Origin of the sequence: Dokdonella fugitiva, from assembly GCF_014138265.1 — a bacterium.
GTDB classification, from domain to species: domain Bacteria; phylum Pseudomonadota; class Gammaproteobacteria; order Xanthomonadales; family Rhodanobacteraceae; genus Dokdonella_A; species Dokdonella_A fugitiva_A.
Map to the genome: position 1 here is coordinate 106,208 of NZ_JACGXL010000002.1, position 13,192 is coordinate 119,399.

9 protein-coding genes are annotated in these 13,192 nt (G+C 69.8%); 4 read left to right on the forward strand and 5 right to left on the reverse strand.

Features of this window, described 5'->3' with window-relative positions:
• The first annotated feature begins 93 nt into the window (after positions 1-93).
• On the forward strand, positions 94-897 hold the full coding sequence (locus tag FHW12_RS06705; RefSeq protein ID WP_182530245.1) for an endonuclease/exonuclease/phosphatase family protein: 804 nt from the start codon (positions 94-96) through the stop codon (positions 895-897).
• 19 nt (positions 898-916) lie between these two features.
• Here the strand turns inward: FHW12_RS06705 and FHW12_RS06710 are convergent, their stop codons facing one another.
• Together FHW12_RS06710 and FHW12_RS06715 are read right to left on the reverse strand one after the other, a co-directional pair.
• On the reverse strand, positions 917-2,395 hold the full coding sequence (locus FHW12_RS06710) for a S8 family peptidase (RefSeq protein ID WP_182530246.1): 1,479 nt from the start codon (positions 2,393-2,395) through the stop codon (positions 917-919).
• A 158-nt stretch (positions 2,396-2,553) separates the two neighbouring features.
• A complete protein-coding gene (locus FHW12_RS06715) occupies positions 2,554-5,430 on the reverse strand; it encodes a TonB-dependent receptor (protein WP_182530247.1) in 2,877 nt (958 codons plus the stop codon).
• Between the two features lie 214 nt (positions 5,431-5,644).
• On the opposite strand from FHW12_RS06715, the gene FHW12_RS06720 reads away from it, so the two are divergent.
• On the forward strand, positions 5,645-7,765 hold the full coding sequence (locus tag FHW12_RS06720) for a transglycosylase SLT domain-containing protein (protein ID WP_182530248.1): 2,121 nt from the start codon (positions 5,645-5,647) through the stop codon (positions 7,763-7,765).
• Positions 7,766-7,958: 193 nt separating this feature from the next.
• Positions 7,959-8,894 (forward strand): complex I NDUFA9 subunit family protein, encoded by a 936-nt coding sequence (locus FHW12_RS06725; protein WP_182530249.1) that lies wholly within the window; start codon positions 7,959-7,961, stop codon positions 8,892-8,894.
• A 117-nt stretch (positions 8,895-9,011) separates the two neighbouring features.
• Here the strand turns inward: FHW12_RS06725 and FHW12_RS06730 are convergent, their stop codons facing one another.
• Positions 9,012-9,482, reverse strand: a complete 471-nt coding sequence (locus FHW12_RS06730) for a group I truncated hemoglobin (RefSeq protein WP_182530250.1) — start codon at positions 9,480-9,482, stop codon at positions 9,012-9,014.
• Positions 9,483-9,542: 60 nt separating this feature from the next.
• Here FHW12_RS06730 and FHW12_RS06735 point away from each other — a divergent pair, with 60 nt between their 5' ends.
• On the forward strand, positions 9,543-10,778 hold the full coding sequence (locus FHW12_RS06735; RefSeq protein ID WP_182530251.1) for a multifunctional CCA addition/repair protein: 1,236 nt from the start codon (positions 9,543-9,545) through the stop codon (positions 10,776-10,778).
• Between the two features lie 12 nt (positions 10,779-10,790).
• Here the strand turns inward: FHW12_RS06735 and FHW12_RS06740 are convergent, their stop codons facing one another.
• Both FHW12_RS06740 and FHW12_RS06745 read right to left on the reverse strand, forming a co-directional pair.
• A complete protein-coding gene (locus FHW12_RS06740; protein WP_182530252.1) occupies positions 10,791-11,909 on the reverse strand; it encodes a YncE family protein in 1,119 nt (372 codons plus the stop codon).
• 105 nt (positions 11,910-12,014) lie between these two features.
• Positions 12,015-13,190, reverse strand: a complete 1,176-nt coding sequence (locus FHW12_RS06745) for a class I SAM-dependent methyltransferase (protein ID WP_182530922.1) — start codon at positions 13,188-13,190, stop codon at positions 12,015-12,017.
• Positions 13,191-13,192 lie beyond the last annotated feature (2 nt).

Genomic DNA, 13,192 nt, shown 5'->3' on the forward strand with positions numbered 1-13,192 from the left:
CGGCGCAACGCCGCCGGCGCGCCCACGCGTGGCGCCGGCCATGCGCCGCATGCGGCGCTTGCCGCTGCCGCGCACGCTGGTTAGCCTCGCGTCATGACCCACCTCGCCGCCCGCACCGGGTCCGACGCGCGACGGCTGAATCTGCTCAGCTGCAACATCCTCGCCGGCGGCAGCGTCAAGCGCTATCGCGACTACGTCACGCACAGCTGGAAACACGTGCTGCCGCACGGCAAGCGCGCGAACCTCGATGGCCTCGCGCGCGTGATCGGCGACTTCGATCTCGTCGGCCTGCAGGAAGCGGACGCGGGCAGCCTGCGTTCGGGTTTCCTCAACCAGACGCAATACCTCGCCGAAGCGGCGCGCTTCCCCTACTGGACGCACCAGCCGAACCGGCGCGTGTCGCGCCTCGCGACGTCGAGCAATGGCCTGCTCGCACGGTTGCATCCGGACGAAGTGCTCGACTACCCCCTGCCCGGGCGCATCCCCGGCCGCGGCGCGCTGTGGGTGCGCTTCGGCAACGGCGACGCCTCGCTCGTCGTCATCATCGCGCACCTCTCGCTCGGCCCGGCCGCGCGCGCGCGCCAGCTCGCGTTCCTCGCCGAACTCATCGGCCAGCATCCGCATGCGGTGCTGATGGGCGACCTCAACACGCCCGCGCAAGGCAAGGAACTCGACCTGCTGTACGCGCGCACCTCGCTCGTGCGTCCCGACCACGCGCCGGCGACGTTCCCGAGCTGGCGGCCGACGCGCGCGATCGACCACATCCTCGTCTCGCGCGACATCGAAGTGGAGAAGCGCTGGGCGCTGCCGCACCCGGTGTCCGACCACCTGCCGATCGCCGCGAGCATCCTCATGCCCGCGGCCGCGACGATGGAGCGTGCAGCGGGCGCGCCCTGAGGCGCGCCCGCCGTGATCGTCAGTTGCAGCTCGCGTTGCCGCTACCCCGGAATGCGCTGCAACCGACGCTGTTGCAGGCGCGCACCCGGAAATACAGCGGCGTACCCGAATTGAACTGGGCGTAGCCGTCGGCAAGGCTGCCGTCGGTGTACGTGCTTGATACGCTCGAGAATGTAGAGGTCGTGGAGCGCTGCAGTTCGTAGTAGGTCGCGGTATTGGACGCGTTGACCGCGCCACCTTGCCAGTCGACGAAATAGTTCGGCGCGAAACAGGCGTCGCGCACGAGCGCCGCCGGCTGGCTCGGCACCGCCGAATAGCCGAGCGGCAGCGTGTACAGCCAGCGATTCGGCGATCCGTACAAGTGCCAGCCATTGGTTTCGGTGAGCAGGTTCTTCGACGATCGCCCGATGAGTTCCCACGACAGCTGGTTCGGCGTAAGGCTTGGATACTGCTGGAGCGCGAGCGCGGCCGCGCCGGCCGCATGCGGTGCCGAGTAGGAAGTCCCCGTGCCCGACTTGATCGCGGTGTCCGAGCCGGACGACGCGACGGGAATGGCCGAGCCCGGCGCGAACAGGTCGACGCAGGGACCGCGGAACGAATAGATCGCCGCGTCGGCGACGGTGAACGCCTCCGGCACGCGCGACGGCGACATCGCGCACGCGTCGTCGAAGCCTTCGATCGTCGTCGAGGCGCGATTGCCCGCGGACACCGAGGCGAAGAAGCCGCTCGCGATGACCGTCTTGAGCGCGTTGTCGAGCGCGGTCGACGGGCCGAACTGCAGGCTGAGGTTCACCACGCCCGGATGCAGGCCGTTCGCGTTGACCCAGTTGAGCCCGGACACGACCTGGCTCGCCGTTCCCTGGCCGGCACTGTCGAACACGCGCACGGAGTGCAGGCGCGCCTGCTTGGCGACGCCGTAGGTGCTGCCGCCGATCACGCTCGCGACGCCCGTGCCGTGGTTGAACGGATCGTTGGCCGCATTGTCGTTGGCGAAGTTCGCATCGGCGGTCGCGCGGCCGCCGAAATCGGCGTGCGTCGTGCGGATGCCCGAGTCGATCACGTAGGCGTGCACGGCCGGCGCGGTGTAGTTGTACACGTAGGTACCGTTCGTCGTCAGGCTGCGCTGGTCGACGAGGTCGAGGCCGCGTGGCGCGCCGGTCTGCGTCGCCTGTAGCTGCGCGACGTAGTCGGGCTCGACCGTGAGCACGCCGGGCACCTTGGCGATGGCCATCGCGGTCTTTTCGCTCGTCGCGGTCATCACGAAACCGTTCAACGCCGAGTTCCATACGGTCGTCACCGCGGCACGACGTTCGGTCAACGCGCGCGCCAGCGGCGCGCCGACCTTCTCCAGTGCCTTGCCGGGGTCGTGGTCCAGCACCACGATGTACTGGTGCGGTACCGCCGGCGCGCGCGCGGCGATGAACTCGCCCGCGTGTGCCGTTCCGCCGACGCAGAGGCCGGCGCATGCGATCGCCGTGGTGATCCTGTTCAGGGTCATCGATACTCTCCTTGGTGGTGACCTGCTCCGCGCCCATGCGGGAGCGCCCGTCGAGGGCAAGGCATCCTATCCGTCCATAGATGGCATTTTCCACTCGGCGCCAAAAAGAAAAGGGCCGCACGAGGCGGCCCTTCCCTTTCCCCATCAAGCGGTGACGATCAGAACTTCACGCTCGCCTCGATGTAGGTGAAGCGGCCCGGCAGGTCGTAGGTCGACGCGTCGTAGCCGTTGAGCGAGCACGACACGCAGACGGGCGGATCCTTGTCGAAGATGTTGTTGATGCCGCCGGAGATGCTCATGTCGTAGCGCACCGGCAGCTTCCAGCTCACGCGCACATCATGATAGGTCGTCGCACCGAGGTGATTGGTGCCTCCCGACAGGTCCGGCAACGGGCTGCTGCACACCGCGCCGGCCCCAGTGAGATCCGGATTGCAACGCTCGGTCAGGTCCGAGATGTAGCGCATCGTCCAGCTCGCGCTCCAGTCGGCCAGGCCCCAGTTGAGGCTCAACGTCGAACGATACTTCGGGATGCCGCTGTCGGTGACTTCGATGCCGACCGCGCGCGGCTCCGCCGCACCGGTGTCGGTCGCGACCGCCTTGTAGTCCTGCGTGTAGGTGATCTGCCAGTTGGCACCGATGTGACCCCACGACCACTCGGGGCCGACCCAGTTGACGCCGAGGTCGTAGCCCTTGGTGTCGATGCGACCGAGGTTGCGCAACGTGTTGTTGAAACCGTCGATCGAACCGTTGCCGGCGCGCGTGATGCCGGTGCAGAACAGCGGGTCGAGCGTCGCGACGCAGCGGTCGAGCTGGGTCTGCGCGTCCGGCGCCTGGATCGCGTCGTCGACGTGCAGCTTGTAGAACGTGAGTTCGAAATCGAGCTTCTGCGACCAGCCCGTATTCTCGGCCCAGCCCGGGCTGTAGATACCGCCGAGCGTGAGGCTCGTCGACGTCTCCGGCTTGAGGTGCTGGTCGCCGCCGGTGATGATCGAGATCTGCGGGTTGTTCTGCGTGAACCCTGCCGGCACGCCGAGCGCGGAGCAATTCGCCGTCACGTTGCCGCTGCACGGATCGGACAACTGCGCGTCGAAGCGCGAGAACGTGCCGAACAGTTCACCGATCGACGGTGCACGGAAGCCTTCCGCCCACGTGCCGCGCAGGGTGAAGTCGTCGACGAGCTGCCAGCGCAAGCCGAACTTGTTGTTGGTCGTGTTGCCGAAGTTCGAATAGTCCGACCAGCGCGACGCGACCGACAGGTCGAGGTGCTTGGCGAACGCCATGTCGGCGAGCAGCGGCGCGTTGAGTTCGACGTAGAACTCGTCGACCGAGTAACCGCCGTTGGTCGGGCCGGACGGCACGCCGTTCGAGTCGCCCGCGACGACGACCGCGTCCGGCGTGTAGGAACCATCGAGCTTGCGATGCTCGTAACCGGCGGCGATGTCGAGCGAACCGGCGGGCAGCTGGAACAGGTTGCCCGAGATGTTCGCGGTCCAGACCTCGAGATCCTGCGTGCTGTGGTCGTTCTCGACGAACTGGATGTAGTTGAGCATCTCCGGCGTGATCGAGCCCGGGCCGCCGAACAGGTTGAGCGGCACGCACGGCGCCGTGCACTGGTCGACAGGACCGAGCGCATTCATGATGTGGCGGATGTTGTACGTGCCGTTGACGGTCTGGCGCGCGTTGTTCGTGCTGTTGACGTAGTTCACGTCCCAGAAGAACTGATGGTCGGAGAAGCTGAAGTCGCCGTTGAAGCCGGCGGTGTAGTACTTCGTGTCGACCGTCTGCTTGAACACGCGCGGTCCGCCCTCGACCGCGCGGCGTCCGAGGCCGAAGTCGGGGCTGCTCGCGTCGAGCGAGAAACCGAACGGGTTGTACGGGTTGGTCGCGTCGACGCCGACGTTGTAGCAGAGGTCGCGCGCGGCGCAGAACTGCTTGCCGAGGAAGATCGGCTCGGGCGCGGCCTGGTTGGTCGAGTCACGCGTGTTGTACAGGCCCTTCAGCGTGAAGTTGACGTGGTCGGTGATGTGGTACGTGCCCTGCGCGAAGATGCCCGTGCGCTCCTGCGGCGTGAGCAGCAGGTTGTACGGCGCGAAGTTGAAGCGGTCGGCATTGCTCCACTGGTGGAAACCCCCCGGGAACGGCTGCACGCCTCCCGGGGGTGCCACGCCATTCGCGGTGATGTTGCAGAAACCACCCGCGCACAGGCCGCCGAAGTCCTCGCCATTGGGCGTGTCGAAAAGGTAGCGCGTCGTCGGCGTCGCGGAACTGCCTCCGAACAGGCCGGCGCCAGGCACCGGGAAGCTCGACTGGTCCCAGGCGCCCGAGCTGATGCCGTTCTGCTTGAAACGGCTGATGTCCATGAAGAAGTCGAACTTGTCGGTGCTGCCGCCGAGCGAGATGTTGCCCGACCAGGTCTTGCCGTCGCCGGTCGAGTAGTCGCCGCCGTAGACGTGGAAGCCGAGACCGTCCTGCTTCTTCTTCGTGATGATGTTGATCACGCCGGCGATCGCGTCCGAGCCGTACAGCGACGATGCGCCGTCCTTGAGGATCTCGATGCGATCGACCACGCTGGCCGGGATCGTGTTGAGGTCGACCGCGGCGGAGACGCCCGACGCCGACGATTCGTTCACCCAGCGCAGGCCGTCGACGAGGATCAGCGTGCGCTTCGCGCCGAGGTTGCGCAGCGAGATCGTGGTCGAGCCCGAGCCGACACCGCCGCCGTCCGGCGGGAAACCGAAGTTGCCGGCCGAGTTGAACTTGGTGTTGAGCGACGAGCCGCTGACCGACAGGCGCTGGATCACGTCACCGATCGAACCGAGGCCGGTCGCCTCGATGTCCTTCGACGTGATCGTGAGGACCGGCGTCTGGCCTTCGATCTCGGCCTTCTTGATGCGCGAGCCGGTGACTTCGATCGCCTGCAGCTTCTGGATGTCCTCGCCTGTCCTGTCCTGCGCCACCGCAGGCGCGACGTACAGCGCCGAAAGGATGGCGCCCGACAGGGCGTGGATCGCAACTCTGGCCAGACGTGAACGCATGAGGATCTCCAAGGGTGGTCACGGATCGGTTCGATGGAGGCACACGCACGGTGGTCTTCCCTCCCCCGGGCGCAAGCGTCAAGAAAATGTAAAACAAATGTTTCGTCTTTGCTATGCCGAGGCGCCGAAACCGGTCTTTCGATGGCCCGAGGGTGCGCGATGCGGCGTCGCAGCAAGCTACACTCTGGCCTTGCGCCGAATTCGAGCCGTTCAGATGCGTTCGACCCCTGTTCCCCGGCGATCACGACGTGCCCGCGCCGCCTGGCTCGCCGTCCTCGCCTTCACCGTGGCGTTGCCGCTCGCCGCCGCCGACCGCGCCAGCGAGCGGGCGCAGTTCCGCGTCGCCCTCGCGGCGGCGAAGAAACCGCCCGAAGGCGCCTGGCGCAAGCTCGCAGCCGGCCTCGACACCGCGCACTACCCGCTTTATCCCTATATCGAACTCGCCGCGCTGCGGCCGCGCATCGCCAAGCTCGGGCGCGCCGAGGTCGAGCGCTTCCTCGAGCGCTGGCCGGGCACGCTGCCTGCGCAGGACCTGCGCGAGGCGTGGCTGCGCGAACTCGCGCGCCGCGGCGACTGGAAGGCGTACCTGGCGACGTACACGCCGAGCGAGGACCGCGACCTGCAGTGCAGCGCGCTGCTCGGTCGCCTCGCCAACGACGAGAAGCTCGACTACGCGAAGGACGTGCAACCGTTCTGGCAGGGCGAGCGCGCGCTGCCGGGCAGTTGCGACGCGGTGCTGCGCGGCCTGCGCGCGCAACGCGTCGTCTCCGACGCGCAGGTGTGGGAACACCTCGAGCGTGCCGCCGACGCCGGCAATGCGGAAGCCGCCGACGACGCCGCGGCGCTGCTCGGCGGCAGCGACCGCATCGCCGCCGACCGCATCGTCGCCGCGTTGCGCGAACCCGCGGCGACGCTCGCGAAGGCGAAGGGCTGGGCCGACGAGCCGCGCACGCGCGACGCGGTCTCCTACGCGCTCGCGCGCCACGCGCGTCGCAACAGCGACGGCGCGGAAACCGCGTGGGCCGATCTCGGCGCGCGCTTCCAGTGGAGCGACGCGCAGAAGAACCGCATCCTCAACGCGATCGCGCTGTATCGCTCGACGAGCTATTCGTCCGACGCGCTCGCGCGCCTGAAGGCATTGCCGGCCGCGGCCGACGACGACGCGACGCGCGAATGGCGCGTGCGCATCGCGCTCGCCGGCGCCGACTGGGCGGAGACGCTCGCCGCACTCGATCGCCTGTCCGACGTGCAGAAGGCCGACGCGCGCTGGCGCTACCTGCGCGCGCGCGTGCTCAGCAAGCTCGGTCGCGACACCGAAGCCACGCCGCTCTACGCCGACGTCGCGCGCGAAGCGAACTTCCACGGCTTCCTCGCCGCCGACTGGAGCGGGCAGCCGTACTCGATCTGCCCGCTCACGCTCGCCGGCGACGCGAAGTCGGAAGCGGCGCTCGCGCAGCAGCCCGATCTCGAGCGCGCCTTCGAATTCCGCGAACTCGGCATGCTCGCGGAGGCGCGGCGCGAGTGGAACTTCGCGCTCGGCAAGTTCGACGCGAACCAGCGCCGGCTCGCCGCCGACTACGCCTATCGCAAGGGCTGGTACGACCGCGCGGTGTTCGCGTTCTCGGCCGACCCGCAGACGCAGCGCCTGTACGAGCAGCGCTTCCCGCTCGGCCTCGAGGCGCTGATCAAGCGCGAGGCGGCCGGTGCGGGGATCGACCCGTCGTGGGCCTACGGCATCCTGCGCGCCGAGAGCGCGTGGATGACCGACGCGCACTCGCACGCGGACGCCTACGGCCTCATGCAGCTGCTGCCGGGCGTCGCGAAGAAGCTCGCGAAGGCGGAGAAGCTGCCGTACTCGAGCGCGCAGGACCTGTTCGACCCGACCCTCAACGTGCAGCTCGGCACGCGCTTCCTCGGCCGAATGGCCGACGCCTACGACGGCAGCCCGTGGCTCGCGAGCGCCGCCTACAACGCGGGCGAGGCGCCGGTCGGGCGCTGGCTCGACGCCCGCGGCACGCTCGATCCGGACTTCTTCGTCGAAACGATCCCGTACAAGGAAACGCGCGAGTACGTCGCGCGCGTGCTCGCATTCAGCGTGATCTACGACTGGCGCATGAACGGCAAGGTACTCGCACTGTCGGCGCGCATGCCGAAGATCGGCCAGCCGTACCGCGCGCCCGACGATTCGACGCCGCGCAAGGCGGTCGCCTGCGCGACGACCGCGGTCGAGCAGAAGCCGCCCGCCGACGCGCCCGCGAGCGAAGTGCAGACACCGGATGCGGCCGTCGGCGCCTCTGCGGCGCCGCAGCCCTCACCGCCGTCGGCGGCGCAGTAGCATCAAAGCGGAAGCCTGAACACGTAGCGCACGGAACACACGGAGGAAGAGCGGTTCACTTCTCCTGCTTTCTCCGAGCGCTCCGTGTGCTCCATGTTTCAATCATTCCACCCCGGCAAACGACATCCTTGCGGCGCGCGTTGCAAGCGCACGCGAAACGCGCTAAATGGAAGGCTCCTCGCAGGAGCCCGCGATGAAGGCGCAGAAGATCGTCGTGCTCGGCGGCACCGGTTTCGTCGGACGCCATCTCGTGCCGCGACTGCAGCGCGACGGCCACGCGATCCGCGTGCTCACGCGCAACCGCGACCTGCACCGCGAGCTCGGCGTGCTGCCGCGCGTCGCGCTCGTCAACGCCGACGTGCACGATCGCGCGGTGCTCGCGCGCGAACTCGCGGGCGCCGACGCGGTGGTCAACCTCGTCGGCATCCTCAACGAGCGCGGCAGTGACGGCGCCGGCTTCCGCAAGGCGCACGTCGAACTCACGCGCACCCTGCTCGACGCCTGCGCCGGCACCGGCGTGTCGCGCCTGCTGCAGATGAGCGCGCTGCGCGCGGGCGAAGGCACGAGCCACTACCTGCAGACGCGCGCGCAGGCGGAAGCGCTCGTGCAGTCGTCGCCGCTCGCATGGACGATCTTCCGCCCGTCGGTGATCTTCGGCGACGGCGACGGCCTGTTCTCGCGCTTCGCCGCGCTGCTGCGCATCGCGCCGGTGCTGCCGCTCGCGCGGGCGCGCGCACGCTTCCAGCCCGTGTACGTCGGCGACGTCGCCGAAGCCTTCGCCCGCGCGCTCGCCCACCCGCACACGCACGGGCACACCTACGAGCTCGGCGGCCCGCGCGTGATCGAACTCGGCGAGATCGTGCGCTGGACCGCGCGCATGATCGGCAAGCGCCGCATCGTGCTGCCGCTGCCCGACGCGCTCGGCCGCGTGCAGGCGCTCGTCGGCGAGTGGCTGCCGGGCAAGCCGATCTCGCGCGACAACTTGCGCTCGCTGCAGCTCGACTCGGTCGTGCGCGACGATGGCCTCGCTGCACTCGGCATCGTCGCGACGCCGATGGAAGCCGTGGTGCCACGCCTGTTCGCGGGCGACGAACGCCAGCGCGACCTCGACAGCTACCGCCGCGGTTGATCGACCTCATGGGGCGGTACGCGCGAAGCGCGCGCCGCCGCGACGTGCGCGACGGCGATCGCGGCCTCGGGCCTAAGCCGCGACCGGCGGACTCGCCGCCGCGCGGCTCGACCCGTCCTACTGGCCGACGATCTGCTTGCGCATCGGGCCGAACAGCGCGAGCAACTGCTGCTGCAGGTCCTTCGGCACCGCCGCCTCGTCGAACGCACGCACGAGGTCGGCGACGAAGCGGTCGAAATCGTCGTCGGTGAGATTGAGGCCGCCGTGTGCCTCTTCCATGCTGCGCCCGGTGTACTCGCACGGGCCGCCGGTCGCGGCGCAGAACTGCTCGACGAGCAGGCGACGCAGGTCCGGCATGTCGGTGTTGGCGAAGAAGAGATTGATGTGCGGGTCGTTGTGGATCTCGACGAGCGCGGCGTCGACGACCTTCTCGATGCCCGCCTGCGCGCCGAGCGCGCGGTAGAGCGTGTCGTCGCGGGCGGCCGCGGGCGCGGACGGCGCCGTGGCGGGCGCGGGCTTCTTCGCGGTGGTCGAGCAGGCCGCGACGACGAGCAGGGCACAGGCGAGGACGGCGTGGCGTACGTGCATGCGGCTCTCCCCGGGGTTCGCTGGCACAATGCCAGCCGGTTTCCACGGGCAAGTCAAGCGATGCGCATCTATCTCGTCGGCGGCGCCGTGCGCGACCGCCTGCTCGGCCTCGACGTCGCCGATCGCGACTTCGTCGTCGTCGGCGCGACGCCGGAGGAGATGCGCGCGGCCGGCTATCGGCCGGTCGGCAAAGACTTCCCGGTGTTCCTGCACCCGCGGACGCAGGAGGAGTACGCGCTCGCGCGCACCGAGCGCAAGACCGGCCGTGGCTACCACGGCTTCGCCGTCGATGCCGACCCCTCGGTCACGCTCGAGCAGGACCTCGAGCGGCGCGACCTCACGATCAACGCGATGGCGATCGACGAACGCGGCGACGTCGTCGATCCGTTCGGCGGCCGCCGCGACCTCGAGCAGCGCCTGCTGCGCCACGTGTCGCCCGCGTTCGTCGAGGACCCGGTGCGCGTGCTGCGCGTCGCGCGCTTCGCCGCGCGTTACGCGCCGCTCGGCTTCCGCATCGCCGACGAGACGCGCGCGCTGATGCGTCGCATGGTCGACGACGGCGAGGTCGACCATCTCGTCGCCGAACGCGTCTGGGCCGAGATGCGCAAGGCGCTCGCCGAGCCCGCGCCGTCGGCGTTCCTGCGCGCGCTGCGCGACTGCGGCGCACTGCGCGCGATCCTGCCCGAAGTCGACGCGCTGTACGGCGTGCCGCAGCGCGCCGAGTTCCATCCCGAGGTCGACACCGGCGTGCACGTCGAGCTCGTGCTCGACCAGGCCGCGCGCCTCGCGCCCGGCGATGACCTCGTCGGCTGGTGCGCGCTCGTGCACGACCTCGGCAAGGCGCTCACGCCCGCGGACGAACTGCCTCGCCACGTGATGCACGAACAGCGCGGCGTCGCACCGCTGCGCGCGCTCGCCGCGCGCCTGAAGGTGCCGGCCGAGCATGCCGCCCTCGGCGAGCTCGTCTGCCGCTTCCATCTCGACGCGCACCGCGCATTCGAGCTGCGGCCGGAAACCGTGCTCAAGCTGCTCGAGCGCCTCGACGCGTTCCGCCGCCCCGAACGCATCGCGCGCTTCCTGCTCGCCTGCGAGGCGGACAAGCGCGGCCGCCTCGGACGCGCCGACGACGCGTATCCGCAGGCCGCGTACCTGCGCGACGCGCACGCGGCCGCGCGCGCGATCGACGCCGCGCCGTTCGTCGCGCAGGGGCTCTCCGGCGAGAAGATCGGCGAAGCGGTGCGTGCGGCGCGGCGGCGCGCGATCGAGGCCGTGCCGCGACCCGCCGGCGGGGGCTGACGCGCCGCCTCGTCAGCCGGCTCTCTCGAAACCGCTCACGAAGATCGCGTCCGGTCGCACGAAGCGACCCATCGCGATCGGGCTCTGGTTCACGCCCACCGTGGCGACGATCGCATCGGCGTCGCCGACGATGTCCACGACGTGCAGCTCGTCGTTGCCGGTGTCGGCGACCAGCAGATGCGGGCCGTCGGGTGAAATCGACAGGCCGTTGACCGCGAAGATCGCGGCGTCGTCGATGACGTCGATCACCGGGTCCGATGCGGCGTTCGGCACGCGTGCCAGATCGAGGACGATCACGCGACCGAGGCCCGTGCCGACATACGCGCGTCGACCCGACGCGCTGATGGCGATGCCGTTGGGCGACCCGTAGCCGAGCGGGAATGTGCGCGTGACGGCCAGCGTCGCCGTATCGACCACCGACACCGTCGCTTCGCCGTGGTTGACGACGTAGGCACGCGTGCCGTCCGGGCTGACCGCCACCGCGTTCGGATTGGCGCCGTCGTCGTCCGCGGCACCGACCACGACGCAATCGGCGTTCGCGACGCTCGTCGGCAGTGCGAGGAGGTTGATCCGGCACAGCCGATGGCCGACGGATGCGTCGGTGACGTACGCGCGCGTGCCCGCGAGGTTCAGCGCGATGCCGCTGGGGCTCGGGTTGGCCGAGCCCGACAGCGAACCGAAATCGACGCCGGTCACCGCGTGCGTCGTCGTGTCGATGACCGACAGGCCCGCGCTCGCGAAGTCCGCGACGTAGACGTGCCGGCCGCCGGGGTCGACCGCGACGCCGCGTGGATTGGAGCCGACGAAGTACGCGTGCGTCGTGACGCCCGTCGTCGTGTCGATCTCGAACACGGTTTCGTTGACCTGGTCCGACACGTACAAGCGATCGCCCTTGTCCGACAGCGCGGCGCCGTAGAAGCCGGTCGTATTCTCGGTGCCGGTCACGGTGATCGTCGCCGGCACGGCTGCCGTGTTCGACAGCTCGACCGCGGATACCGTCGGATGGCTGCTCGACGGCAGGTACGCGTACGGTCCGGCGGCGAACGCACTCGCGGTGTCGAGAATGCACGCGACGACGGCGGCGCGCACGCGCGCGCCGCGCACGTGCGACGGGATTGATCGAACGGTCATGGCAGGGTTCCGTGCAGGTGAAGGCACGGACGGGGAACGGCGCGTGGCGCGCGAATGTGCCATCCGCGTCGCGAACGCGCGCGGCGGAACCCGGAGGCGCGCGGGCTAAAGGCGATGCGAGAGGTCGAACGCGCGCAGGCCAGGCAGCGCATCGACGCCGCCGCGCGCGAACGCGATCGCCTGGAACCGCTCGCCCATGTCGCCGGGCAGGGTCAGGCGCTTCACCTCGGCGACGCGCTGCACGCGTTCGCGCTCGGACAGGCCGTCGTCGACGAGATCGAGTAGTCCGCTCGCGAGCAGGAACTGGCCTTGCGGCGCGTAGCCGACGAAATCGAAGCCCGCGCCGACGCCGGCTTCGGCGAGTGCGGTGAAGTCGACGAACGCGGTGAGGTCGGTCAGCCCGGGCCAGTGCAGCGGATCGGCGTGCGCGCGGTGGCGATAGTGGCAGACGAGCGTACCGTCGCTGCGCGCGGGCAGGTAGTACTCGGCGCGCGGATAGCCGTAGTCGACGAACAGCACGACGCCCGCTTCGAGCGACGCGCTCACCGCCTGCACCCAGTACGGCAACTGCGGCAGCACTTCGGAGCGGTAGCCGTCGGCGAACGCGGCGCCGAGCGCGCGCTCGAGATGGCGCACCGCATTCCCGACGAGCAGGTCGGCCGGGCGATCGACGCGCGCGAAACGGCCCGCCTCGTCGAGCGCGACGTGCTCCTCGTACACCTCGCCCTCGCGCAGCGTGAAGCGCGTGGTCGGCAGCGCGTCGACGACTTCGTTGGCGAACAGCACTCCGCGCCAGCCGTGTTCCGGCGGCCGCGCGATCCACGCCGCACGCGCGGCGATCCCCGGCGGCAGCTCCGCGGCGACACGCGCGCGTTGGCGCGCGGCGAGGTCGGCGCTCGGTTCGAGGATGAGGAATCGGCGCGGCAACACATCCTGCACGGCGAGTTCGCGCAGCGCGGCGACCGCGAACGCGCCGCTGCCACCGCCGATTTCGAGCACGTCGGCGTCGGCACCGAGTGCGCGCAGGGTCGGCGCGAACGCGCGCGCGAGGCAGCGCGCATAGAGGTCGCCGAGTTCCGGCGCGGTCACGAAATCGCCGGCCGCGCCGAACTTGGTGCGGCCCGCGCTGTAGTAGCCGAGCGCGGGCGCGTACAGGCACAGCTCCATCCAGCGCGCGAACGGCATCGAGCCGGTCGCGCGGATCTCGTTGCGCAGCAACGCCGCGAGCTGGTCGGAGTGTTCGCGTTCGTCGTCGTTCGGAGCGGGCAGTTGCGTGTTCAGGG